The organism is Frankia sp. AvcI1, assembly GCF_001420875.1.
GTDB classification, from domain to species: domain Bacteria; phylum Actinomycetota; class Actinomycetes; order Frankiales; family Frankiaceae; genus Frankia; species Frankia alni.
The window spans coordinates 74160-98964 of record NZ_LJFZ01000014.1; the positions used below are offsets into that span (position 1 = coordinate 74160).

Annotated in this window: 10 protein-coding genes and 22 pseudogenes; 8 read left to right on the forward strand and 24 right to left on the reverse strand. The window is 74.4% G+C overall.

Going from position 1 to position 24805, the window contains the following annotated elements:
- A pseudogene (locus tag UK94_RS54030) lies at nt 1-2110 on the forward strand (protein kinase); the annotation flags it as partial.
- 303 nt (nt 2111-2413) lie between these two features.
- On the opposite strand, the gene UK94_RS16000 reads toward UK94_RS54030, so the two are convergent.
- From UK94_RS16000 to UK94_RS16005, 5 genes and pseudogenes are all read right to left on the reverse strand, one after another.
- Nucleotides 2414-3714 (reverse strand): serine/threonine protein kinase (locus UK94_RS16000; RefSeq protein ID WP_235488199.1); only part of this gene is annotated, 1301 nt, incomplete at its 5' end.
- A 1-nt stretch (nt 3715) separates the two neighbouring features.
- Nucleotides 3716-3787: pseudogene (locus tag UK94_RS54035) on the reverse strand (hypothetical protein); the annotation flags it as partial.
- Between the two features lies 1 nt (nt 3788).
- A pseudogene (locus UK94_RS54040) lies at nt 3789-4075 on the reverse strand (protein kinase); the annotation flags it as partial.
- Nucleotide 4076: 1 nt separating this feature from the next.
- A pseudogene (locus tag UK94_RS54045) lies at nt 4077-4285 on the reverse strand (serine/threonine protein kinase); the annotation flags it as partial.
- A 380-nt stretch (nt 4286-4665) separates the two neighbouring features.
- Nucleotides 4666-6586 (reverse strand): LppP/LprE family lipoprotein (locus UK94_RS16005; RefSeq protein WP_235488201.1); only part of this gene is annotated, 1921 nt, incomplete at its 5' end.
- A gap of 457 nt (nt 6587-7043) precedes the next feature.
- On the opposite strand from UK94_RS16005, the gene lat reads away from it, so the two are divergent.
- The 7 genes and pseudogenes from lat to UK94_RS16025 all read left to right on the forward strand — a co-directional run bounded on the left by lat (nt 7044) and on the right by UK94_RS16025 (nt 12457).
- Nucleotides 7044-8468, forward strand: coding sequence for an L-lysine 6-transaminase (lat, locus tag UK94_RS16010; RefSeq protein ID WP_011605537.1), 1425 nt, complete (start codon nt 7044-7046; stop codon nt 8466-8468).
- Nucleotides 8465-9853 (forward strand): aldehyde dehydrogenase family protein (locus UK94_RS16015; RefSeq protein ID WP_235488203.1); only part of this gene is annotated, 1389 nt, incomplete at its 3' end. The genes lat and UK94_RS16015, both read left to right, overlap by 4 nt.
- 1 nt (nt 9854) lies before the next feature.
- A pseudogene (locus UK94_RS54050) lies at nt 9855-9898 on the forward strand (hypothetical protein); the annotation flags it as partial.
- A 1-nt stretch (nt 9899) separates the two neighbouring features.
- Nucleotides 9900-10126 (forward strand): annotated as a pseudogene (locus UK94_RS54055) (aldehyde dehydrogenase family protein); the annotation flags it as partial.
- Between the two features lie 143 nt (nt 10127-10269).
- Nucleotides 10270-11350: polyphosphate kinase 2 (gene ppk2, locus UK94_RS74055; protein WP_268761396.1), on the forward strand; the 1081-nt coding region annotated here is incomplete at its 3' end.
- Between the two features lies 1 nt (nt 11351).
- Nucleotides 11352-11485: pseudogene (locus tag UK94_RS74060) on the forward strand (polyphosphate kinase 2); the annotation flags it as partial.
- Nucleotides 11486-11566: 81 nt separating this feature from the next.
- Nucleotides 11567-12457: a pyridoxal-phosphate dependent enzyme gene (locus tag UK94_RS16025; protein WP_235488252.1), complete on the forward strand. Its 891-nt coding sequence runs from the start codon at nt 11567-11569 to the stop codon at nt 12455-12457.
- Between the two features lie 294 nt (nt 12458-12751).
- Here UK94_RS16025 and UK94_RS54070 read toward each other — a convergent pair.
- From UK94_RS54070 to UK94_RS54160, 19 genes and pseudogenes are all read right to left on the reverse strand, one after another.
- On the reverse strand, nt 12752-13006 hold a 255-nt coding region (locus UK94_RS54070; RefSeq protein ID WP_235488216.1), incomplete at its 5' end, for a class I SAM-dependent methyltransferase.
- Nucleotide 13007: 1 nt separating this feature from the next.
- A pseudogene (locus tag UK94_RS54075) lies at nt 13008-13811 on the reverse strand (cyclopropane-fatty-acyl-phospholipid synthase family protein); the annotation flags it as partial.
- Between the two features lie 650 nt (nt 13812-14461).
- On the reverse strand, nt 14462-14547 hold an 86-nt coding region (locus tag UK94_RS54085), incomplete at its 5' end, for a hypothetical protein (RefSeq protein ID WP_235488255.1).
- 1 nt (nt 14548) lies between these two features.
- A pseudogene (locus UK94_RS54090) lies at nt 14549-14612 on the reverse strand (hypothetical protein); the annotation flags it as partial.
- 1 nt (nt 14613) lies between these two features.
- Nucleotides 14614-15431: pseudogene (locus UK94_RS54095) on the reverse strand (OB-fold nucleic acid binding domain-containing protein); the annotation flags it as partial.
- Nucleotide 15432: 1 nt separating this feature from the next.
- A pseudogene (locus UK94_RS54100) lies at nt 15433-15536 on the reverse strand (hypothetical protein); the annotation flags it as partial.
- A 1-nt stretch (nt 15537) separates the two neighbouring features.
- Nucleotides 15538-15806, reverse strand: a pseudogene (locus tag UK94_RS54105) (hypothetical protein); the annotation flags it as partial.
- A 1-nt stretch (nt 15807) separates the two neighbouring features.
- A pseudogene (locus tag UK94_RS54110) lies at nt 15808-16420 on the reverse strand (DNA polymerase III subunit alpha); the annotation flags it as partial.
- 1 nt (nt 16421) lies between these two features.
- Nucleotides 16422-16681 (reverse strand): annotated as a pseudogene (locus UK94_RS54115) (hypothetical protein); the annotation flags it as partial.
- 1 nt (nt 16682) lies between these two features.
- Nucleotides 16683-16755 (reverse strand): annotated as a pseudogene (locus UK94_RS54120) (hypothetical protein); the annotation flags it as partial.
- Between the two features lies 1 nt (nt 16756).
- Nucleotides 16757-17525, reverse strand: a pseudogene (locus UK94_RS54125) (DNA polymerase III subunit alpha); the annotation flags it as partial.
- 1 nt (nt 17526) lies between these two features.
- Nucleotides 17527-17995, reverse strand: a pseudogene (locus UK94_RS54130) (PHP domain-containing protein); the annotation flags it as partial.
- Nucleotides 17996-18182: 187 nt separating this feature from the next.
- A pseudogene (locus tag UK94_RS54135) lies at nt 18183-18615 on the reverse strand (aspartate aminotransferase family protein); the annotation flags it as partial.
- Nucleotide 18616: 1 nt separating this feature from the next.
- A pseudogene (locus tag UK94_RS54140) lies at nt 18617-19811 on the reverse strand (pyridoxal-dependent decarboxylase); the annotation flags it as partial.
- A gap of 20 nt (nt 19812-19831) precedes the next feature.
- Nucleotides 19832-20125 (reverse strand): annotated as a pseudogene (locus UK94_RS54145) (alpha/beta hydrolase); the annotation flags it as partial.
- Nucleotides 20126-21021: 896 nt separating this feature from the next.
- Nucleotides 21022-21198: a hypothetical protein gene (locus UK94_RS34685; RefSeq protein WP_011605528.1), complete on the reverse strand. Its 177-nt coding sequence runs from the start codon at nt 21196-21198 to the stop codon at nt 21022-21024.
- Between the two features lie 513 nt (nt 21199-21711).
- On the reverse strand, nt 21712-22443 hold a 732-nt coding region (locus UK94_RS54150; protein ID WP_235488217.1), incomplete at its 5' end, for a C-terminal helicase domain-containing protein.
- A 1-nt stretch (nt 22444) separates the two neighbouring features.
- Nucleotides 22445-23067, reverse strand: a pseudogene (locus UK94_RS54155) (DEAD/DEAH box helicase); the annotation flags it as partial.
- 1635 nt (nt 23068-24702) lie between these two features.
- Nucleotides 24703-24804: pseudogene (locus tag UK94_RS54160) on the reverse strand (DUF445 family protein); the annotation flags it as partial.
- Nucleotide 24805: the final 1 nt, after the last annotated feature.

A 24805-nucleotide genomic window follows, 5' to 3' on the forward strand; every position in this document is an offset into this window, starting at 1 on the left:
CATCGTCCACCGCGATCTCAAACCGGAGAACGTGCTGCTCGATCGCGGCGGGGAACGGTTCCGGCCGAAGATCTCGGACTTCGGCGTCGCCGGCCTGATGGCGTCCGCGGCGACGAGGCTGACCATTCCCGGCGGCATGCTCGGCACCCCTCTGTACATGGCACCCGAAAGCGTCGACGGCGGCGCGGTCGGACCGGCCGCCGACGTCTACGCCGCCGGCACCATGCTGTACGAGATGCTCTGCGGCGTCGCACCGTTCGCCGGCCGGGAGATGCTGTCCATCCTGCGGGCCCACGCCGACGCGGCCCCGGGCCGGCCCGAAGGCGTCCCCGACGAGTTGTGGGCCGTCGTCGCCGCGATGCTCGCCAAGGACCCGAACGACCGGCCCGGCGTGGATCGGCTGCAGGAGCTGCTGCCCGGTCTGACGGGACTGCCCGCACTGCCGCCGCTGCGCACCCCGCCGTCCTCGGTGGTTCCGGCGGCGATGCCGACGGTGTCCCTGGGGCGTCCGAGTGCCCCGGTTGGAGCATCCGGGGCGGGAGCCGCCGCCTCGGCGGGGTCCCCCGGACCGGTGGGATGGTTCACCCCGTCCGGGCCACCCTCGCCGGGCGAGCCCGCCGTCCGCGCGGCGCCGATCGAGCCGGGTGGCGAGGAGTTCGATGATCCGGTGACCACGCCGGTCCCGGTGTACCTGCCCGGTCAGGGGGTGGCGCCGGGGACGTGCCCGTCCGGACTGACGGACGAGGAGTTCGACGATCCGGTGACGACACCGTCCCCCGTGTACCTGCCCGGCGGGGCGGTGTCGCCGGATGCCGCCGCAGTGGCCCCGTATGGTCTGCCGGCACAACGCGACTCCCGTCCGGGGAAGACGGCCGACCCGAGAAGGACGGTCAAGCCGGGAACGACGGTCGATCCCGGGATGGCGGGCGGTCCGAGGACGGCGGCCGGTCTGAGAACGGCAGTCGAGCCAAGGCCGACGGTCGATCGGGGGACGGCGGCCGGTTCGAGGACGTCGGGCGATCCGGGGACGTCGGGCGGTTCGGGGGCAGCGGCCGGCTTGGGAGCGGCGGCCGGCTTGGGAGCGGCGGCCGGCGTGAGGAGCGCGGGCGATCCGGGGACGGCGACGGACCTGGCGCTGACGCAGATCAAGGCCCGGCCGGCCGCCGCGGAGCACGGAGTGTCGGCGCACGCGCCCGTTGCGCCGCCGGCCCAGGGGGGTGCGGGCCTGGCCGGAACGGAGGGGCCACCACCGTCCAGATCGGTGGGTGCTGCTCCGCCGGCGGGTGCGCCCACGTCGGCAGGTTCGCCTACGTCGGCAGACACAGTCCTGTCGGCGGGTGCGGACCTGCCTGGGGGGAGCGGCCCGGCATCGTCGAGGCGGTCCGATCGGACGGGGGCGGCCGGGTCGACCGGGCAGCGATCCGGCGAGCCGGGCGACGGGAGCGCCGAAGCGGCCCGCCGACGACGGTCCCGCATCCTGGCCGGCGGCGTCGCCCTGCTGCTCGGCCTCGCCACCGCGGCGGTCGCCGCCGCGGCGATCCCCTCCGACGGCTCGGACCCGGCCCCCGCACCGTCGTCCCGGGTGAGCGTCAGCGCCGGCGCATCCCCGGGGGCCGTCCTGCCCACGCCAGGGCAGGGCGGAGCCGGCGGCGGCCCAGGCGTCTGGTTCGGCTCGGCGGGGGCGCCGGGCACGGGCGTCGCGGGTAATCCGGCCGCCCCGGGCGTGCATGTTCCCGGCGCGCCGGTTCCGGGCGGAGCTGGCGGGCCGGCCCCGACCTCGGGCGCCGCCGGTCCACTGCCGCCATCCCCGGGTGGGGCGTCGCCCGGTGGCGGCACCGTCACGACGCCGCCGCCGGCTCCTCCCGCGACCCGCCCGCCGACCGCCACGCCCCCGGCGCCGACCGCGGAGCCATCGTCGAGCGCGCCGACGCCCAAACCGACGCCCAAGCCCACGCCCAAGCCCAAGCCCACGCCCAAGCCCACGCCCAAGCCGACCAAGACCTGCCAGACCTCCGGCGGGCGCGGGAGCACCAAGCGCACCTGCGGCAGCTCTCCGACCGAGCAGCCGTCGCCGAGCGGCCTGCGCCTCTACACCAGCGCCGCGCCGTGACCCACCACGTCGGGTAGCGGCCCGCGCGCATCCCCCGAGCCCCCGGCGGCCCGGAGGTCATCCGGCCCGGGCGGGGCCGACGTGCTGGAGGCGGATGACGGTCCCCGGGCCTCGGAACGGCCATCAGCCTCCAGCACCTCTCGGTACGCAGACAGGCACGCAGCGGCGGCCGTTCTCGCGCGGTGGCCGATAACCCTGAGCCGACCGCCGACCGCCGACCGCCGACCGCCGACCGCCGGCCGCCGACCGCCGGCCGCCGACCGCCGACCGCCGACCGCCGACCTGGATCTCGGTCGCCCTCGGCTAGCAGGCGGGCGGCGAGGACGTGGCCGTGCCGCCCGATCCCGTCGGGCAGCTCGTGGGCGATGGCGGGGACGACGCGGTCGCCGACGGTGACGGCTCGCCGCTCGGGGAGGCACCCGACGTCGGCGTCGGACGCTCGGTCGACGGCGCACTCGGCTGGGCGCTCGGCGAGACGGTCGCCGTCGCCGAGGACTGCGGGTCGGACGACGGGTCGGGCTGCGCGCCGGCGGACGGGGGCGCGGCAGTCCGCGGCGGGGGCAACTGGCCGCGGGCACCGCCGCCGGACGTCCACCGCGGGCCGCCGGGGACCGCCGGATCGGAGCGCGCCCCCGGGGCCGTGCGGTCCAGCGGAGACATCCCCGGCGGCTCCACCTGCGAGTCCGAACCGCCGGCCGCGACGAGGACAGCGAGGATGCCGACCAGCAGAGCGACCAGCAGCGCACCGCCGGCCAGCGGGCCCGTCCGCCGCCACGGCGGCGGCAACCAGCCGAAGGCGGCGTCCAGCGGACTGCCGCGGCGGATCACCCCGGGCGCCGCGTCGGTGCCGGCCGTGGCCCCGGAGCCGACACGCAACGCACTCGGCCCTCCCGCCCCCGACCCCGCTGCACCGGTCCGCAACACGCCCGGCCCCGGTACGGGGGAGCGTGGGGCGCCCGGACCACCGGCGGCGGCGGGCGTGGGGCGCCCGGTGAACGGGCGGGGGTCGGTGGGGGGCGAGACGTCGACGAGCGCGCGCCCGGCCGGCGGTGGGCCGGGAGCGACCGGCGGCGCGTCGCCGACCGCGGTGGCGTCGGACCAGCGTGGCACGGGGTAGGTGCCGAGGGAGCGGTCGCCGCCCGGCGGCGGGGTGGGACGCAGCGCCAGCGGGTGGGTGGGCTGATCGGGCTGGTCGGGATCGAGCGCCGCGGGCGCTGCGGCGGCACCGACCACCCCGACGGCCCGGGCGGACCCGACGGCGCCGGCGCGGGGAGCGGGGGCGTCGTCGGGGGCGGCGAGCGGCGGACGGGCCTGCCAGGGGGTGAGGGCGAGCGCCGCCGCCCGGTCGGCGTCCGCGGGCGTGGCGACCCGCGGGTCGGCGACCAACAGGCGGACGAGCTCGGCCGCGCTCGGTCGATCCTCCGGACGGCGGGCGAGCGCGGCCCGCACCAGGGGGGCGAGCCCGTCGGGCACCCCGGCGATGTCCGGCGGGCGGTCCTCGCGCATCCGGGTGAGCACGTCGGCCTGCTCCGAGGCGAAGGGCGGATGGCCGGTGGCCGCGTAGGTCACGCAGGCGCCCCAGGCGAAGATGTCCGCGGGCGGCCNGGCCCGTTCGCCGCGTAGCTGCTCGGGGGCCATCCAGGCCAGCGTTCCGATGAGGATCCCGGTGCGGGTGTGNCTGGGCACCCCGGAGGCCCGGGCGATGCCGAAGTCGATGACCTTCGGGCCGTCCCACGCCAGCAGGATGTTCGACGGCTTGAGGTCGCGGTGGACGACCCCGGCGGCGTGGATGGCGATCAGGGCGTCCGCCAGCCCGACGCTGAAGCCGTGCAGCAGCCGCTCCTCCATCCGCCCGTGGCGCAGCACCGCGTCCGCGAGGCTCGTTCCCTCCACGTACTCGGTCGCGAGCCAGGGGGCGACGGCCTCCGGATCGGCGTCGAGCACGGCGGCGACCGCACGACCGTGNACCCGCCGGGCGGCGGCGACCTCGCGGCGGAAGCGCTCCCGGAACTCGGGGTCGTCGGCGAACCTGGCATCGGGGACCTTCACCGCCGCGGCCCGTCCGTCGGCGTTGAATCCCAGGTAGACGGTGCCCATGCCGCCCGCGCCGATCCGGTTGTGGATGGCGAAGGGGCCGACCCGGCGCGGGTCGTCCTCGACGAGCGGTGTCAACATCGCAATGCCACCGCTGTCGATGCCTGNCCGCTCGATGNCTGCCCGCTCGACGTCTGCCCGCTCGACGCCTGCCCGCTCAAGGCCACCCCGTTCGGCACCACNCCAGTCGACGTCAGCCCGACTGGCCGCGCCGGCCGGCATCCTGTCCGCCGCCGAGTCCGGTGACGCCACCCGGACCGCCCGACCTGCGCCGAAATGGTCACTCCTTCGATCATCGTGGGCCCCGGCCGGCCCGCCGTCCCCGTCGGCCGCGGGGCGCCCGTCGAGGTCGCCTCATCCGCCGCGGAATCGCGCTGCCTGAACCGTAATGCTTCCAGCCGTCCGTATGCGGCCGGTTGCGGGGGTGGGCGCGTCATCCTCGGCGGCCGGCCCCGGTCCGGTCACCGGCGGCTACCGGTGGCGTTCGGATCGTTCGACGGGATCGGGTCGAGGGTGGAGAAGGCCGACCCGTTCCAGCGGAAGCGTACGTCGGCGTGGCCGGACGGGGAGCCGATCGGGTCCTGCGGGTTGTAGGTGTCGTAGCGCAGTACCACCTCGTGGTCATTGCGCTGGCTCTTGACGGTGACATGCGCGCTCGGCGCCGAGGTGTCGGTGCCGCGGAACTGGCCGTCGGCGAAGACGTAGGCGAGCTGGCGCGGGGTGTCCCCGCTCGCCGGGGCGGTGCCGATGACGACGCTGAGCTGGCGGTCCTCCTGATAGGTGCTCATGTCCGGCTCGTAGCCCTTGCTCCGCACGAGGGCGGCCGCGTCGTCGGTGGACAGCGTCGCGGGACTCGGTGACGCCGAGGGCGTCGGGCTGGGCGTCGGCGAGGAGCTCGGCGGGGAGGCGGCGCCCGTGGTCGGCGCCGGGCCGCCCGTCGCCGTCGCGCCCGCCGTGCCACCGGCGTCCTGCGTGGTCCCGACGGGCGGGGTGGCGACGTTGTCGTCCCCGCCGCCACCGCCGCTGCTGAGGGCGACGGCCGCCGCGATCCCGCCGCCGAGCAGCAGCGCGATCAGGACGGCGACCGCGATGACCGCGCCGCGCCGCCCGTCTCCCGAACCGCGCCCACCCCCGGGCGCACCGTCCCAGCCGCCGTCGGCCCGCCGCCCGGCGCCGCCGTGGCCCGCGGCGTACTGGTCCGCGTAGGGGGCGGTGCCCCGACGGCCACCCGGCCCGGAGACACGGTCGTCGTAGCCCGGACCACCGGCCCGCGGGGGCGCCGCGCCGTAGCCGGCCTGGTCGTACCCGGCCTGGTCGTACCCGGCCCGGCTGTCATACCCGGGGCGGTTGTCGTACCCAGCTTGGTTGCCGTACCCGGCCTGACTGCCGTACCCGGCCTGGTTGTCGTACCCGGCGCGGTTGCCGTAGGCGGGTGGGGCGTCGTAGGCCGACCGGGGGTCGCGCAACGTCGGATCCGGGTAGCCGCCGGTGGCACGTTGGGGTTGCCCCCCGGGCGGGCCATACCCGGCGTCGCGCGCTCCGCCGAGCGGGCCGGCACCCTGCGGCGGGGTGGGCGGCAGCGACCACACCTGGGCCAGGGCGGTCTCGCTGGCCTCGTCCGAGTCGGCGGGGGAGCGCACGTCGCGGCCGACCAGCCGGCGGAGCAGCTCGGATGCCGTGGGCCGGCGGGCAGGCTCCTTCTCCAGCGCGGCCCGCACGACGCCGACCAGGTCGGGCGGAAGGCCGTCGAGGTCGGGCTCGGCGGTGAGGATCTGCATGCCGACCGCCTCGGCGCGCTCCCCCCGGAACGGGGGGCGCCCGGCGGCGGCGAACGCCACGCAGGCGCCCCAGGCGAAGATGTCCGCGGGCGGCCCGGCCCGCTCGCCGCGCAACTGCTCGGGGGCCATCCAGACCAGCGTGCCGATGAGCATCCCGGTGCGGGTATGGCTGGTGCTGTCCCCCGCGCGGGCGATGCCGAAGTCGATGACCTTCGGGCCGTCCCAGGCCAGCAGGATGTTCGCCGGCTTGAGATCGCGGTGCACCACCCCCGCCGCGTGGATGGCGACGAGGGCGTCGGCGAGCCCGATCGCCAGCCCGTGCACCAGACGGTCGTCGAGCTCACCGCGGGTGGCGACGGCGTCGGCGAGGCTGCGGCCCTCGACGTACTCGGTGGCCATCCAGGGGCGTTCGCCGGTCAGGTCGGCGTCGAGCACCGTCGCCACGGAGCTGCCACGCACCCGTCGCGCGGCATCGACCTCGTGGCGGAACCGGGAGCGGAACTCGGGGTTGTCGGCGAGGCCGGCGGAGGGGACCTTGACGGCGACCGGCTTGCCGTCGTCGCCGAAGCCGAGGTAGACGACGCCCATGCCGCCGGCGCCGATGNGGTTCGCCAGCCGGAAGGGTCCGATGCGGCGTGGGTCGTCCGAGGTCAGGGGCGTCAGCACACCGCTTCCTATTCTCCGAGCTCTCCGCCGGCGGGCGGGTGGTGCGGGGATCGACAGGGTCGGGGGAGGCTATCCGATCACGCCTTGGTGCAGCGCCCCCCGGGGCAACGCGGGGAAGGAGCCGATTGTCCCTCGGTGCGGCGGTCGTCCTCATCCGCTGGCGAGGNCATCACTTTCCGTCGCAGTCGGATCACAATGTGTTCCGCTCGGGCGAGTTCTCGGCGATCCGACGCATCGTCGGCCTGTTCCGTCTTCTGGAGGATGATCGAAGGATTCTCTTGCGCAATACGAGAATATTGAAGATTCAAAGCGGCTTTCGAGGGAAGATATTCGTGAGAGGTGAAGGTCCCGCGAGCAGAGTGCGTGCGCCGCTGCCGGCGACGGAGGGAGCCTGGATGGTCGTCCGCGTTCCACAGGCGCCGGAGCAGCCGGTGGAGGCGCTGCGGCCGGTGCAGGCGGTGGAGGGGGTGCCGGCCGGGCCGGGCGTCGCGGCGCGCGACGTGTTGGCCGTTCTGCGCCGCCACGTGCTCGTCGACGGTCTGGACCTGGTCTGCGACCTGGCCGAGAGCACCGGCAGCGTCCTGGTCGACGCCCGCGACGGCCGGCGCTACCTCGATCTCTACAGCTTCTTCGCCTCGGCGCCGCTGGGGGTGAATCCGCCCGAGCTGGCCGCCGACCCGGGCTTCGTCGACCGGCTGGGCCGCATCGCGGTGAACAAGCCGGCGAACCCGGATGTCGCCACCGCCGCCTACGCCGAGTTCGTGCGCACCTTCGCCCGGGTCCTCGGCGACCCGGAACTGCCCCACCTGTTCTTCGTCGAGGGCGGCGCGCTGGCGGTGGAGAACGCGCTCAAGTGCGCCTTCGACTGGAAGAGCCGGCACAACGCCGCGCACGGCCGCCCGGCCCGACTCGGCCGCCGTGTGCTGCACCTGCGCCACGCCTTCCACGGGCGCAGCGGCTACACGCTGTCGGTCACCAACACCGACCCGGTCAAGACCGACCGGTTTCCCGTGTTCGACTGGCCGCGCATCGACTGTCCGGCGATGACCTTCCCCTGCACCGGCGCCGCCCTCGACGCCGTCGTCGCCGCCGAGCGCGCCGCCCTGGCGCAGGCCGAGGCGGCCTTCGCCGCCCACCCGCACGACATCGCCTGCTTCCTCGCCGAACCGATCCAGAGTGAGGGCGGCGACAACCACCTGCGCGCCGAGTTCCTCACCGCCATGGCCGCGCTGTGCCGGCGTCACGACGCGCTGTTCGTCCTCGACGAGGTCCAGACGGGGGTCGGGGCGACCGGATCCGCCTGGGCCTACCAGCAGCTCGGCCTGCGTCCCGACATCGTCGCGTTCGGCAAGAAGGTCCAGCTCGGCGGGATCATGGCCGGGCGGCGGGTGGACGAGGTCGCCGCCAACGTCCTCGCCGTCCCCGGACGGATCAGCTCCACCTGGGGCGGGGGCCTGGTCGACATGGTCCGCGCGACCCGGATCCTGGAGGTCATCGAGGCCCGGGGGCTCATCGCGCGGGCCGGTGAGCTCGGAGCCGGCCTGCTCACGGAGCTCACCGCGCTCGCGGCGGCCCATCCCGGGCTGCTGGCCAACGCGCGCGGGCGGGGCCTGCTCTGCGCGGTGGACCTGCCCGATCGGACCACCCGCGACGAGGTGCTGCGCCGGCTGCGGGTGCGCGAACATGTTCTCGCGCTGCCCGCGGGCGTCCGCACCCTGCGGTTCCGGCCGGCGTTGACCGTCAGCGCCGACCAGCTCAGCACCGGCGTCACCGCACTCGCCCGAGTCCTCGCCGACCTGGAAGAGGGGAACCTGGCATGACCATGGTCCGCCCGCGGCGCGTCGGCGCGCGTATCGCCGGACGCGCCCACGACCTGTGCGCGACCGTCGGGGGACCGGCCGGCGGCGCCGAGGTCGAGCCGGCGGCGGTCCGCGTCGTCGCCTCCACCGACCCGGCCCGCCTCGACGAGGTCGTCGCGGAGGTCGAGCTCGGCGGCCCCGAGACCATCCTCGCCGCGGCCGTCGCCGCCCGGTCCGCCGCGCGCGAGTGGGCCGCGGTGCCGGCCCCCGTGCGGGGGTCGGTGATCGGCAGCTTCGGTCGGCTCGTCGCGGACAACGCCGACGCCCTCGCCCGGCTGGTGACCCGCGAGGTCGGCAAACCCGCCGCGGAGGCCCGCGGCGAGGTCCAGGAGATCATCGACACCTGCGAGTTCTTCCGCGGGGAGGGCCGGCGGCTCTACGGGCAGACCGTGCCGTCGGAGATGCCGGACCGCGAGCTGTTCACGTTCCGGGAACCCCTCGGGGTGATGATGGTGATCACCGCCGGCAACTTCCCGGTGGCGGTCCCGTCCTGGTACCTCGTGCCGGCCCTGCTCGCCGGGAACACGGTGGTCTGGAAGCCGGCCGAGTACGCCGCCGCCTGCGCGCAGGCGATGCTGGACCTGCTCACCGCCGCCGGGGTGCCCGCGGGTGCGGTGAACCTCGTCCCCGCCGACGGCCGGGCGACGTCGCTGGGGCTCGAACGGGCGCTGGCCGCGGGGGCCGTGGACAAGGTGGGCTTCACCGGGTCCACCGAGGTCGGACGGGTCATCGGCGCCCTGTGCGGGCGGCACCTGCAGTCACCGTGCCTGGAGCTCGGTGGCAAGAACCCCATGGTGGTCGCGCCCGACGCCGACCTCGACGCCGCCGTCTCCGCCGCCGTGTTCGGCGGGTTCGGCACCGCCGGGCAGCGCTGCACCTCGCTCGGCACGGCGATCGTGCACGAGTCGGTGCACGCCGCGTTCGTCCGCCGCCTCGACGCCGCCGTGTCCGCCGCGGTCATCGGCGACCCCACCGGCGACGTGCTCTACGGGCCGCTGCTCGACGCCCGCTTCGCCGCCGGTTTCGAGCGACACCTCACCCTCCTGCGCGACCACCACCGCCTGTCGGGCTCCACCGCGCTCGGCCGCATCACCGGCGCAACCGCCGGTTCCGCGCAGCCGCCCGGACCCGGCGGCCTGCCGCGCAACGGGCCGCGCCGCGGCTTCGTCGGCGACCCGGACCGCGGGCTCTACTACCATCCGCTGATCGTCGACGGGGTGCGCCCCGACGACGAGTTGTTTCGCGAGGAGACCTTCGGCCCGATCGTCGGCGTCACCACCTATCGTGACCTCGACGAGGCGATCGAGCTGGCGAACCTGCCCGGCTACGGCCTGTCGTCGTCGATCNACACCGCGGACGCGGCGAGCGCGTTGCGGTTCCGCCGCGGGGTGNGGGCCGGGATGGTCAGCGTCAACGGGTCGACGACCGGCGCCGAGGCGCACCTGCCCTTCGGCGGCAACGGCCGGTCCGGCAACGGCAGTCGCCAGTCCGGTGTCTGGATGCTCGACCAGGTCACCCGCTGGCAGTCGCTGAGCTGGGACTACTCCGGCCGGCTGCAGCGCGCCCAGCTCGACACCGTGGTCCCCGCCGCCGACCTGTCCTTCCGCCTGCCCCGCTGACCGTCGGCCTGTCGGCCCGTCGCCCGTCGCCCGTCGCCCGTCGGCCCGTCCGCCGGCCGCCGTCCGCCGGCCGCCGGCCCTCGGCCCGTTCGCCTCTCCAACCGCCCGCGAAAGGCGCACTCCCCGCCTCCGCTCGTTTCACGATGGCGCGATGGGCGTCCGATGTGTCGGTTGTGTCGGATGTGGACCGTCCTGTCACCTGGTGTTCGAACGCCCGTCGACCAGGGGCCGGCCGGCCTCCGTACCGTTGGCCGGCCGGCTGCCCCCGGCCCTGCGGATCCGCCCTGGTCGACGGTGCCGCCGGGTGGGAACAGCCACCCGGTGCAGCCTCGTTGTCCGTACGGGAGGGAATCAGCGTGACCCATGTCGAACGGGTGATCCCCAAGGGGGCCGACGGCCGGGCGGAGCCGCTGGTGCGCGGCATCGCCGACGGCATCGGCGGGTGGCTCGGCGCGGCCGGCCTCGCCGAGCGGGTCGGTGTCCAGGCGGAGAGCCTGGCCGGCCTGCGGGTCCTCGACGAGGACGACGACGAGGCGACGCTGCTGCGGCCCGACGGCACCCCCGTCGACACCTGGCGGGAGAACTACCCCTACGACACCCGCCTGGCCCGCGCCGACTACGAGCGCGACAAGCGGCTGCTGCAGATCGAGCTGCTGAAGATGCAGTACTGGGTCAAGGAGACCGGGCAGCGCATCGTGCTCGTCTTCGAGGGCCGCGACGCCGCCGGCAAGGGCGGGACGATCAAGCGGTTCACCGAGCACCTCAACCCGCGCGGTGCCCGGGTCGTCGCGCTGGAGAAGCCCTCGCCGCGCGAGCAGCAGTCCTGGTATTTCCAGCGCTACATCGAGCACCTGCCCGCCGCCGGCGAGATCGTCATGTTCGACCGGTCCTGGTACAACCGGGCCGGCGTCGAGCGGGTCATGGGCTTCTGCTCACCGGACCAGTACCGCGAGTTCCTGCGTCAGGCCCCGGAACTGGAGCGGATGTGGACCCGCAGCGGGATCAGAGTGATCAAGCTGTGGTTCTCGGTGTCGCGCCGCGAGCAGCAGACCCGGTTCATCGTCCGCCAGATCGATCCGGTCCGGCAGTGGAAGCTCAGCCCGATCGACCTCGCCGCGCTGGACCGCTGGGACGACTACACCGACGCCAAGGAGGCGATGTTCTTCTACACCGACACGGTCGAGGCGCCGTGGACGGTGGTGAAGAGCAACGACAAGAAGCGGGNCCGGCTGGAGACCATGCGTCACGTCCTGCACACGCTTCCTTACACGGGTAAGGATGCCGGCGTCGTCGGTACCCCCGACCCGCTCATCGTCGGCCCCGCGATGAACCTGCTGGAGACCGGCGAGAAGGCCGACCNCACCTTCCCCACCCTGCACTGATCCCTCGCGGCGCCGCGAGCACGGCTATCTTGCCGATGTGGGGGGCTTGNGGCTGCCGGTGTTGCCGTCGCCGCTCGAGGAGATCGCGGACGCGCGGCTGGGCGGGAGAGGCGTCCGGCTGCTGCTGAAGCGGGATGATCTGATCCACCCGGACATTCCCGGCAACAAGTGGCGCAAGCTGCGAGGCAACCTCGACGAGGCACGCCGGCTCGGGCACGACACGCTGCTGACCTTCGGCGGCGCATACTCGAACCACGTCCGGGCGGTGGCGGCGGCCGGCCGGCTGTTCGGCTTCCGGACGGTCGGAGTGATCCGCGGCGAGGAGCACCTGCCGCTCAACCCGACGTTGCGTTTCGCCGTCGACGCCGGCATGCGGTTGACCTACCTCGACCGGACCTCGTACCGGACGAAGTCGTCGCCCGGGGTCGTCGATCGGCTGCGCGCCGAGTTTGGCGCGTTCTGCCTGCTGCCCGAGGGCGGCAGCAATGCGCTCGGGGTGCGCGGCTGTGCGGAGCTGCCCGCCGAGATCGACCGCCCGTTTGACGTGATCTGCTGTTCCTGCGGCACCGGCGGCACCCTCGCCGGCATCGCCGCGGGCCTCGCGCCCGGCCAGCGCGCCCTCGGCGTCCCGGTGCTGCGGGGCGCACGGTTCCTCGCCGACGAGGTCGACGCCCTCCAGCGCGCGGCGTTCGGCGTGAACTCCGGCAACTGGACCATGGCCTACGACTTCCACTTCGGCGGCTACGCGAAGTCGACGCCGGAGCTGGCCCGTTTCATCGCCGACTTCCACGACCGCCACGGCCTCGCCCTGGAACCGGTCTACGAGGCGAAGCTGCTCTACGCCCTGTTCGCCCTCGCCGCCGACGCCTTCCCGCCCGGCACGACGGTCGTCGCGGTCCTCAACGCCCTCGCGGACAGGGCCTTCCGCGCGACTCCGTCGCCAACGTGACGGCCATCGTCACTCTCGACAAGGACGAACTCGGGCACGCTGTAGGCGCCATACCGGGGGGCCTCCTGCGAGACCTGGACCGAGGACTACGTCAGGTGCTCGCGTTCTGACCGCCCCTGGCCGGGCTGCGACCATGACCCGATGGGCTGGTCCAGCACCGCGAACGCATCGGACTTCCTTGCCGAGGCGGGNGACGCGAACGTCTCCATGAATGGGGTGAGCTTGCGCGGAGGCCGCCCCAGCACGCCAGCCCGGCCGGGCGGATGCCGGGCCGGCGTCCGGGGTCGTCGGCGGTCAGCCGGTGGTGGGCTGGGTGGGCAGGGGGGCGGGGGAGTCGTAGCGGGGGCGCAGGGGCTGGCCGGAGCGGCCGGCGTCGGGGCGCACGGCGAGGGTCTGGTGGATCTGGGTCTGGCCGGCCTCGAAGCTGAGCGCGGAGCCGGCCATGTACAGCCGCCACACCCGCGCCCGCCCGGCGCCGACCTGGGCGACGGCGGCGTCCCAGTTCTCCTCCAGCGCCCGCACCCAGGCCCGCAGAGTCAGGCCGTAGTGNTCGCGCAGGTTCTCGACGTGCCGGACCTCGAAGCCGGCGGCCTGCGTCAGCGACGTCATCAGACCGATCTCGTGCAGCTCCCCGTCCGGGAAGACGTAGCGGCGCAGGAAGTCGCGGCCCTTCGGCAGCGGGATGGGCCCGAGGTGAGGCTGGTACCGGTACGCCCCGGCCGGGTCGCCGGGGGAGGAGATGCCGTGGTTGAGCAGCCGGCCGCCGGGGCGCAGCAGCCCGTAGAGGCTGGCGAAGTACGTCGGCAGCATCGCCCGCCCGACATGCTCGACCATGCCGACCGAACTGATCGCGTCGAACGGGCCGTCGGGGATCTCCCGGTAGTCCTGCAGACGGATCTCGACGGCGTCGGTGAGCCCGGCCTCGGCGATCCGCCGGCGGGCCTCCGCGGCCTGCTCCACCGAGATGGTGACCCCGACGCCGCGGACGCCGTGGTGACGGGCGGCGTGGATGAGCATGCTGCCCCACCCGCAGCCGACGTCGAGCAGCCGCTCGCCGGGGCGCAGGCCGAGCTTGCGGCAGACCAGTTCGTGCTTGGCCGTCTGGGCGGCGTCGAGCCCGCCGGCCGGTGACTCCCACACCCCGCACGAGTAGGTCATCGTCGGGCCGAGGAACACCCGGTAGAACGCGTTGGACACGTCGTAGTGGTGGGAGATCGCCGCGGCGTCGCGGTGGCGGCTGTGGCGGCGCCCGTGCAGCCGGGCCTCCTCCGGCGGTGGGGCGGGCGGTCGGGCGCCGAGCTCGCGCAGCAGGGTCAGCAGGGCGGATGCCGTGGCGGGGGTGGGGCGGCGGGGGNGGGCGGACAGGNGGTTGCGCAGTTCCAGGGCGGCGAAGATGTCGCCCTCGACGTCGAGATCGCCGGCGACGAAGGCGCGGGCGAAACCCAGCTCGCCGGGGCGGAACAGGGCGCGGTGCATCGCCNGCGGCGAGCGCACCACGACCTGCGTGGGGGTGTCCGGGCCGAGCGCGGAGCCGTCCCACAGGACGACCCGCACCGGTGGCGCGGTCCCGATGAAGGTCTCGAGCAGGGTGCGGGTCGCCCGTGCCAGCTCCGGCGACCACCGTGGGTCCGGAGCGTGGGTGGTGGGGGCGGCGGGCTCGTGCTCCTCCAGTTCTCGACTGATCGTCAAGGCGCATCCTCCGGGTCGTGTGCGCGGTCCCTTCGGCTGGGACGTCGCCGGAGACTGCCCGGTCGGCACCCGCCCGACCAGGACCCTCGCCCACGCCGGCGGCCCGGTCGATCGGCGGAAGGCCCATGGTCGNCCCAGCCCCGCGGGGCGCGGTCGCACCTGGTTACCTGGCTCCCATCGTCCCCCAGAAACGCCGTGTGNGAACGGTGTCCGGTGTCGCATGGCGGTATCCCCGTCGGGGGAATATTTCGGCCGGTTGACGTAGGGAAAACCGCAGGTGGCCGTGGGTGGGATGGGGCCCGGGAAGCGGCGGGTTCAGGCGACCGCGGCGGCGCCGAGCAGGGCCTTGAGATCACCCATCAGCGCGGGGGTGCGCTGGACCTTGTAGGCGTCGTCGAGGCNCAGCACGGTGGTCTGGCCGGGGGTCTGCAGCCGCAGGTGGACCTCGGTCGTCCCGGGGTGGGTGNCGAGGACCTCGCGCAGCCGTTCCACCGTCGGCGGGTTCACCCGGGCGGCGGACATGGTGATCACTACCGGGGGGCTGAGCGCCGCCTCGCTGAGGTCCGGCACGGTCAGCTCGGAGGCGATCAGGCGCGGGGTGTCCTCCCGCTTGTCCAGGCGCCCCCGGACGATGACGACGGCGTCCTCGGCGAGCTGGGTGGAGCACACCTCGTAGGTCTGCGGGAAGAACATCACCTCCAGCCCGCCCGCGAGGTCCTCGACGGTGGTCAGCGCCCACAGCTTGCCCTGCTTGGTCACCTTGCGCTGCAGGCTGGAGATGATCCCGGCGATGGTCACGGTGGACCCGTCCGCGTACTCCCCGCCGGTCAGGGCGGCGATGCTGCAGTCCGCCCTCGCGGTCAGGATGTGCTCGACCTCGCGCAGGGGATGGTCGGAGACGTAGAGCCCGAGCATCTCCCGCTCGTGGGACAGCTTGACCGCCTTGTCCCACTCCTGGTCGGAGAACTCCTGGACGCCGAAGACGGGCGCTGCGCCCGGGTCGTCGTCGGCATCGAGGGCGAACAGGTCGAACTGGCCCTCGGCGTTCTTCTTCTTCACCCCCATCACCGCGTCGACGGCCTGCTCGTGCCGTTCGACCAGGCCTCGGCGGGTGTGCCCAAGCGCGTCGAACGCGCCAGCCTTGATCAGCGACTCGATGGTGCGCTTGTTGCAGACCACCGCGTCGACCTTGTCGAGGAAGTCCGGGAAGGAGACGAAGCGGCTCTTCGACTTCCGCGTGCGGACGATCGACTCGACGACGTTCGTCCCGACGTTGCGGATCGCGNCCAGGCCCACCCGGATCTCGGCCGCGCCGTGCGCGGTGTAGTCGGCGTTGGAGCTGTTGACGTCCGGTGGGAGCACCCGGATGCCCATCCGGCGGCACTCGTTGNGGTAGATCGCGCTCTTGTCCTTGTCGTCACGCACGGACGTCAGCAGCGCGGCCATGTACTCGGCCGGATAGTTCGCCTTGAGGTAGGCCGTCCAGTAGGAGACCAGCCCGTAGCCGGCGGTGTGCGCCTTGTTGAACGCGTAGTCGGAGAACGGGACGAGGATGTCCCACAGCGTTTTGATCGCCGCCTCGGAGTACCCGCTGTTCTTCATCCCCTCGGAGAAGGGGACGAACTCCTTGTCGAGGATCTCCTTCTTCTTCTTGCCCATCNCCCGGCGCAGCAGGTCCGCGCCGCCGAGGGAGTAGCCGGCGACCTTCTGCGCGATCGCCATGACCTGCTCCTGATAGACGATCAGGCCGTAGGTCGTGTCGAGGATGTCGGCGAGCGCCTCGGACAGCTCCGGGTGGATCGGGGTGATCTCCTGCTGGCCGTTCTTGCGCAGCGCGTAGTTGATGTGCGAGTTCGCGCCCATCGGCCCCGGTCGGTACAGGGCGAGCACGGCGGAGATGTCCTCGAAGTTGTCCGGGCGCATCATCCGCAGCAGCGAGCGCATCGGCCCGCCGTCGAGCTGGAACACTCCCAGGGTGTCGCCGCGGCCGAGCAGCTCGTAGGCGGCGGGATCGTCGAGGGTGAGCCCCAGCAGGTCGATCGTGATGCCCCGGTTGGCCTCGACGTTGCGCACCGCGTCGTCCATGACGGTGAGGTTGCGCAGGCCCAGGAAGTCCATCTTGAGCAGGCCGAGCGTCTCGCACGTCGGGTAGTCGAACTGGGTGATGATCGCGCCGTCGGCGTCGCGGCGCCACACCGGGATGTGGTCGATGATCGGCTCGGCGGACATGATGACGCCGGCCGCGTGCACCCCGGCCTGGCGGATCAGCCCTTCNAGGCCCTTCGCCGTCTCGATGACCTTCTTGACGTCCGCGTCGGACTCGTACAGGCCGCGGATCTCCCCGGCCTCGCTGAAACGGGGGTGCTTCGGGTCGAAGATCCCGCCCAGCGGGATGTCCTTGCCCATCACGGCCGGCGGCATCGCCTTGGTGATCCGGTCGCCGACGGCGTACGGGTAGCCGAGCACCCGCGACGAGTCCTTGATCGCGGCCTTGGCCTTGATCGTGCCGAAGGTGACGATCTGGGCGATGCGGTCNTCGCCCCAGCGCTCGGTCACGTAACGGATCACGTCGCCGCGACGACGTTCGTCGAAGTCGATGTCGATGTCGGNCATGGACACGCGCTCGGGGTTGAGGAAGCGCTCGAACAGCAGCGAGTGGGGGATCGGGTCGAGGTCGGTGATGCCGAGCGCGAAGGCGACCATCGACCCGGCGGCGCTGCCGCGGCCCGGCCCGACCGGGATGCCCTGGGCCTTCGCCCACATGATGAAGTCCGCGACGACGAGGAAGTACGACGGGAACCCCATCTGCAGGATGACCCTGATCTCGTACTCGACCCGCTCGCGGTGCTCGTCGTCGAACCCCTGGGGGAAGCGCCGGTCCATGCCCGCCCAGGTCTCGGCGCGAAACCAGCTCTCCTCGGTCTCGCCGTCGGGCACCGGGAAGCGGGGCATCAGGTTGTGCTTGGCGAACATGCCGGTCGGGTCGACCCGCTCGGCGATCAGCAGCGTGGTCTCGCAACCCTCCTGCCAGATGTCCGAGGAGTCGATCCCGTACATCTCCTCGGCGCTTTTGAGGAAGTAGCCCGAGCCCTCGAACTGGAACGACGGGTTGGCCACCGTCGAGGCCGTCTGCACGCACAGCAGCGCGGCGTGGGCGTCGCGCTCGTGCTCGTAGGTGTAGTGCGAGTCGTTGGTGACGACGAAGCGCATGTCCAGCGCGCGGGCGATGTCGACCAGGCCGTCGCGGACCCGGCGCTCGATGTCGAGCCCGTGGTCCATGATCTCGCAGAAGAAGTTCTCCTTGCCGAAGATCTCCTGGTAGGTGGCGGCGGCCTGCAGGGCGGCGTCGTACTGGCCCAGGCGCAGCCGCGTCTGCACGNTGCCGGACGGGCAGCCGGTCGTCGCCATCAGCCCGTCGGCGTGCTCGGCGATGATCTCCTGGTCCATCCGCGGCCACTTGATGTAGTGGCCCTCGATCGACGCCCGCGAGTTCAGCCGGAACAGGTTCTTCAGCCCGTCGGCGTTGCGCGCCCACATCGTCATGTGGGTGTAGGAGCCGCCACCGGAGACGTCGTCGCTCTTCTGGTGCGGCTCGCCCCAGCGCACCCGCTGCTTGAGCAGGCGCGACTCGGGGGCGACGTACGCCTCGCAGCCGATGATCGGCTTCACGCCCGCGGCGGTGGCCTGCTTGTGGAAGTCGTACGCCCCGTACATGTAGCCGTGGTCGGTGATCGCGACCGCCGGCATCTGCTGGCGTGAGACCTCGCTGAACATGTCCTTCAGCCGAGCCGCCCCGTCCAACATCGAGTACTCGGTGTGGACGTGCAGATGGACGAAGGAGTTTGACACGTCGGACCCTCCCGCGCGCTGGGCACGCCGGTCGAAGCGGGGCCGATCACCCCGTCACGGGCGGACGGCACGCCGACGCGCCGGGTGCGCTCGCCACGGGGATCGGCCGGATGGACGGGGCTTTACCCGGCAGCCTAGCGGCCCGCCCGAGCCCGCCGGCGCCTCCATCACCGTGTCGGCGTGACCATCACGAAGGGACACCGCTGGGGTGCGGATCGGCACCGCGGGGCCGCGCGGCCGCGATCGCGGCGGTGATCGCCGCGATCGCCCGGTCGATCTCCCGCCGGGTCGTCGCCCAGTTGACCACCGACAGGCGCATCGCCGCGCGGCCCCGCCACACCGTGCCGGTCACGTAGGCCTCGCCGCCCGCCGTCACCGCCGCGGTGACCTGGCGGGTCAGCTGGTCGCCGCGGGCGGCCGCCCCCCGGCTGCCCGCGGCGTCGGTGTCGTCCATCCGGAGGAGGACCTGGTTGAGGGCGACGAGGGGGCCCGGGTGGGCGGGGTCACCGGTCGCGTTGAGCACCGTCACGCCCGGTAGGGCGGCGAGCCGGGTGGCGGCGTGGTCGGCGAGGTCGCAGCACCGGTCGACGAGGTCGCGCAGGCCCGCGCGGCCCAGGGAGNGCAGCGCCGCGTAGACGGCGAGGGCGCGGGCCCGCCGGCTGAACTCCGGGGTCCAGTCCACCGGGTCGAGCTGCCCCGCGGCGTCGAGGACGAAGTAGTCCGCCGACGCCGACATCGCCCGTCGGTGGGCTGCCCGGTCGGCGACGAGGGCGATCCCGCAGTCGTAGGGGACGTTGAGCCACTTGTGGCCGTCGGTCGCCCAGGAGTCGGCGAGCTCGGCGCCCGCGACGAGGGCCCGGCGCGCCGGCGACGCCGACACCGCCGCCCACAGGCCGAACGCGCCGTCGACGTGCACCCAGGCGCCGTGGGCGTGGGCGAGCGCGCAGATCTCGGCGAGCGGGTCGAACGCGCCGGTGTTGATCTCCCCCGCCTGGGCGATGACGATCGTCGGCCGCCGGCCGGGAGAGCGCGCCTGCGCGGGACCCGCGAGGTCCCCGCGGTCGTCGGGGGTGGCGAGGGCGGCGCGCAGGGCATCGGGGCGCATCCGGCCGAGCCGGTCGGATGCCACCTCGACGATCGCGCGGGTGCCGAAGCCGAGCAGGCGCAGCGCGGCGTCGACGGTGGCGTGCCGGTCCGCGCCGGCGAGCACGCGCACCGGCGGCGCCCCGGTCAGACCGTCGGCGGCGACGTCCCAGCCGGCGTCGGCGAGCACCCGCTGGCGGGCGGCGGCGAGCGCGGTCACGTGGGCCATCTGGGTGCCGGTGGTGAAGCCGACGGACACGCCCGCGGGCAGGCCCAGCAGCTCGGCGACCCATCGGCCGGCGACGGTCTCGGCGGCGCTGGCCGCGGGCGACAGCGACGCCAGCGCCGCGTTCTGGTCCCAGACGACGGCGAGCAGGTCCGCAGCGAGCGCGGCCGGCAGGGTGCCGCCGACGACGTAGCCGAAGAACCGGGGTGAGCCGGTGGCGGTCAGCCCGCCCCCCACCGCCTCGACGAGCGCGTCGACGACGGCCACCGGGTCGCTGGGGCCCGCCGGCAGCCGGCCGTCGAGCCGGGCCAGGACCTCGGCGGCGCTGTGCGCCGGGCGCACCGGGCGCCCGGCGAGGCCGGCGAGCCAGGCGTCGGCGTGGCCGGCGGCGGCGCGCAGCGCGGCCCGCAACGCCTCGCCGGGGTCGATCGCCTCGCCGGGGTCGATCGCCTCGCCGGGGTCGATCGCCTCGCCGGGGTCGATCGCCTCGCCGGGGTCGAGCGCCACGCCGGGGTCGGCCGTCCCGGTCAGCTCCCCACCGCCGGCAGCGGAGCCAGGGCCGGGGCCGCCGGGCTGGCGGGACGGCGGGCGCGTTCGGCCGCCGCGCGGCCCTCGTGACCCAGCCAGTCCGTCATGAGCTCGGCGGTCAGCTCCGCGGCCTCGAGCATCGGCACGTGGCCGAGGCCGTCGAGGATCTCCACCCGCCAGTCGGGCCGCTGCGCGGCGACGTTGCGGGCCACCGCCACCGGGATCAGCCGGTCGGCGGAGCCGTGCAGCAACAGCGTCGGCTGGGGGACGGTGCGGACCATGTGCGCCAGCGGNGCCGGGCGCAGCAGCGACCAGACCACCGAGCGGGCCGCGCCCACGAACGCCTGGTCGGCGTCGGGCAGCCCGCCGCGTTCCCGCTGGGCGCGTTCCATCGACGCCAGCGCCGCCTCGGGGATGGCGCTCGGGTCGGCGGTGAGCCGCAGCAGGCTCTGGTCGACGAGTTCACGGGGGGTGAAACGGGTCCGCCGGCGGGCGAGGACCGCGGCGCCGAGGCGGGGGACGAACAGGCCGGCGAAGATGCGGGCGATCTCCGGATCGGGACGCACGCCGCGCGGGCGGGGCAGCGCCGGGTCGACGAGGATCAGGCCGGCGACCGAGTCGGGGCGCCGGGCGGCCTGCATCACGCTGATCATGCCGCCCATCGAGTTGCCGACGAGGACGGGCGGGGTGTCGAGGACCTCGGCGAGGAACCGGTCGAGCAGGCCCTGGTTGGCCACGACGTCGGTGCGCCTGCCGGCGGCCGGGGTGCGGCCGTGACCGGCCAGGTCGACGGCCATCACCCGGTGGGTGGTGGTGAGCAGCGGGGCGAGGGGCAGCCAGTTCAGATAGGAACCGCCAAGGCCGTGCACGCACAGCAGCAGCGGGCCGTCCGANGGGCCGCCGAAGTCGACGACGTGCACCGGCCCGTCGAGCTGGGCCCAGGACGACCGGAAACCGTCGCCGCCGGCCGGTGACGTGACGCGGGCGTGCCCCGCGACGGCGGCCGGCTCCGGACCGGTGGAGCCGGTGGCTGCGGTCGATCCGGCGGCACGCGGGGTCGTCTCGGGGCTGCTCATCCCTCGACGGTAGGACCATCCCGACCCCGACCGGAAGCCGGGATCGATGAGAGGAAACGCAAGGTCGGCCGCCCGACGGCGGCCGACCTGGAGAAATGCAGACCCGTAGGGGGTCACAGTGCGCGGGCGACTCCGAGCCGCAGCCGCTTCGGGTTCGCGACGGAACCAAACGCGATCTTCTCTGTCGTGATCTCCACGACCTCCACCGCGTCGGCGGCGCCGGGGACGATGTCCCGCGGACCCGGCCCGGACAGACCCGAGGTCAGATGGGTCGACTGGTCCTGCTCCATGTGCACGCTCCTTCCATCGATGTCGACACCTGTCCCTAAAACGGTATCGAGCGGACGGGGCGCACAAAGACCTCGGGTGGCCCTGCTCACACCACAGATCCGGACTGTCTCCGCACGTGTCGGTCTCCCGCCGCTGGTGACGGACCTGTCGCAGGGAGTCGGCCGCTCTGGACGCGGCGGCCCCACGGTGACGGTCCGGTGCCGTGCCTCAGTGGACTCCTCCCCGCCGGTCACCGAAGACAGGTAAGGGGCTGAGGAGCGGAAGGGGCGGAGGAGCGGAAGGGGCGGAGGAGCGGCTGCGTCGGGACACCCTCCGGCCGGCGCCGGATACCGGTCGGCGCCGCTCCCCTGACGGATCAGGGGGGCGGCGCCGACGTCGGGAGCGGGTGACGTGTGGTGATGCAGGCCGTCGGTCGGTCAGGCCGACGGTGGTTCAGGCCGCCGGGCCATCAGACCGTCGGCCAGTCGGACCGTCGGTGGGTCGGACCGTCGGTGGGTCAGGCCGTCGGTGGGTCAGGCCGTCGAGGCCGGGGCGGCGGGGGCCGGGGCCGCCGCCGGGGCGCCGGGGCGACGCTGCGGCCGGCCGTGCGCGGTCCCGGACCGGGCGAAGCGGTGGCCGCCGTCGCGGCGGGCGTGCCGGTGCTCACCGTCACGGCCGCTGCCGGTCCGGGGGGCGCCGACGCGCGGCCCGCGCCCACCGGTCGCGCCGGCCACGCGGGCCTGCGGGATCTCGTCCTTGCTGACCCGGGGGGCTGGCGGGCCGGCGAGCTCCAGGACGATCGGGTCGTCCGGCGTGGTCGGCTCGGGACGGGCCTCGATGCCGACCGCGCGCAGCAGCCCGCGGACCTTGCCCCGCTCGGCGGGCAGGGTGACCAGCACGTCGGCGCCGTCGGCGCCGGCGCGCGCGGTCCGCCCGCCGCGGTGCTGGTAGGTCTTGGCATCCTCCGGCGGGCCGAGGTGGATGACCAGCCGGATGCCGTCGACGTGGATGCCGCGGGCGGCGACGTCGGTGGCGACGAGCACCCGGTAGAAGCCGTCGGTGAAACCGGCCAGCGCCCGGGTCCTGGCGCCCTGCGGCATCCCGCCGTGCAGCGGCTCGGCCGGCACGCCCGCGCGGCTGAGCGACTCGGCCACCCGGTCGGCGTCCCGCTGGGTGCGGACGAAGACCAGGGTGCGGCCCGAGCCGCCGGCCAGCGCGGTGACCAGCGCGACCTGGGCGGCGCGGTCGGGCGCCTCCAGGGCGTGNCGGACCAGCGTGGTGACCTGGGAGGTCTCCGAGTCGATCGCGACGAGGACCGGGTCGGGCAGGTAGTCGCGTACGAGGACCTCGACCTCGCGGTCGAGCGTCGCGCTGAACAGCAGCCGCTGCCCGGTGGACGGGGTGGCGTCGAGCAGGGCCCGCACGGCCGGCAGGAAACCGAGGTCGCACATGAAGTCGGCCTCGTCCAGCACCGTCATCTCGATCTCGCCGAGCTCGCAGGCGCTGCGCTCGACGAGGTCGGTCAACCGGCCCGGGGTGGCCACGACGAGGTGCACGCCGCGGCGCAGCGCTGAGATCTGTCGGCTGATCGACGTCCCGCCGTACACCGGCGCCAGGCGCAGGTTGAGTGCCCGGGTCAGCGGCTCGAGCGCGTCGCTGACCTGCTGGGCCAGCTCCCGGGTCGGGACGAGGACCAGGGCGCGGGGACGGCGCGGCGCCGCCGGACCGCCGCTGGCGAGCCGGGCCAGGATGGGCAGCCCGAAGGCAAGCGTCTTGCCCGATCCGGTCTTCGCCCTGCCGAGGACGTTCTCCCCGGCGAGTACGTCGGGCAGGGTCGAGGCCTGCACCGGGAACGGCGCGGCGATGTTGCGGTCGGCGAGCGCCTTGATCAGGCGCTTGGGCAGGCCGGCTGCCTCGAACGACTCGGCCGGGGGTCGGGGTTCACGGGTCGTGATGAGGGGAGCGGCCGGGCGCGCCGGGCCGCCGAAGCGGGAGCCGCCGGGCCGAGGACCGCGGCCCGCGGTACGGGCGCCGCCGCGTCCAGCACCGCCTGCAACGCCGCGGCCACGGGCCGGGCGGGGCTGGCGATGGGCAGCAGGGGACTGGGAGTTTCCGTGCTGAGACAGAGGGATCCGCCGATCAGGTCAGGGCCACCATGAGATCAATTGGACGGGTGAGGAGGTCCACACCAGCCCGTTGCATCGTCCGGCGGCCGGGGTACGGCCGGCTCCGCGACCAGACCCAACGGCGGGTGATTCCCGCTATGGCGCTCGCACCGACCTCGCACACCCGACCATTCAGCCGGGCGCGGACAGCCGCTCGGGCCGTCGTCTCCTTCACGGTACATCGACGATCCGTGCTTCGGGATAGGGCCGCGGCACGCAACGAGCCGTTGCATACCCCTCTGTGCCGGTTCGGGCGGTCACGCAACGACGGNGAGCCGGTGCGCGTCCGCACGGTCGTCCGCCTCGTCCCGGTCGGGCCGGCGGGTCGGCGCCGCCCCCCGGCGGCGGCGGTTGCGCAGCGTGCCGGGTTGCTCCGGGCTGCGCCGGTGACCAGGGAGAACGCCACGGCGTGGGCGGCATCGGCCGATGACGCGTGCGTCCGGCGCCTGCGTCGCAGCAACAATCGCCGGGCTGTCACCGGAGGTGAGGGGGCGTGGTGGCCGGGGACGCGACGAGGGTCACCATCGGGACCGTCGGCCTGCGCCGACCGGCGAAGGGCCCGGCCGCAGGCGCGCCGAGCAGGCCGAAACCGTCGGTGACGCCGGGATGACCGCGGTCACGGCCGATGCGAACCCGCCGCGGCGCCGCGGCGGTCGGAGGTGCCAGAGGACCATCGCGGACGTGGCGACCGGCACGGGGTGGACGGGACCTTCGGGTGAGGATGCCGCCGGCGGCGCCATGGGGGTCCGAACGGGCGGGCCCTGTCCTGCGCGCCGTTCGGGTCCGCCGCGCCGCTCGGTCCGGCAGGGATCGGCGGGCGTGGCGCCGTCTGAAGGAGCGGATGAAGCGGTGGGACCACGTCGTCTGTCCTCCGGATCACCGGGAAGGCCGCCATTTCGGGTGGCCCGGTCGGCGCAGTCCCTCCGGTCGGCTGCTCCGGACGGGCTGCTCCTGTCGGCCTGGGGTCTGCCCGCCTGATCGACGCCAGGGCGCGATGACCCGGTCGGGCAGGGTGGTGTGACGGGCCGGACGGCCCGGGTGGGCAGGGTCGGCCAGCCCGCGTCGCCCGATCCGGTGGTCCCCCGCNCCGCCCGGTCCCGAGGGCGGTCCGGGTGCACGTGCAGGGGTGAGGTGCGGACGGCGGTCCGCTGCGGCTCGTTCGGCCGCGGCCGCGGGTGCGGGTGCGGCTGCGGGTGCGGCTGCGTTCGTTGCGGTTCGTGCGGCTGCGTTCGTGTGGGTGCGTTCGTTCGGCGGCGCGCCCCTCTGCACGCCCGACGGTTGCGGGCGGGCGAGCCGCGGTGGGCCTCCTGCAGCTGCTGCGCGCCGGGTGATCGAGAGCGGGCGGTCCGTGGTCAGAANACCAGCTCGGTGAGAGCGTGGATGACCAACCCGACGAGGGCGCCGACGACCGTGCCGTTGATGCGGATGAACTGCAGGTCCCGGCCGACGTGCAGCTCGATGN

Excerpts from the sequence above, each read along its gene's own strand:
- lat (WP_011605537.1), top strand. The coding sequence starts at position 7,044 with ATGGTCGTCCGCGTTCCACAGGCGCCGGAGCAGCCGGTGGAGGCGCTG.
- UK94_RS34685 (WP_011605528.1), bottom strand. The coding sequence starts at position 21,198 with ATGGAGCAGGACCAGTCGACCCATCTGACCTCGGGTCTGTCCGGGCCG.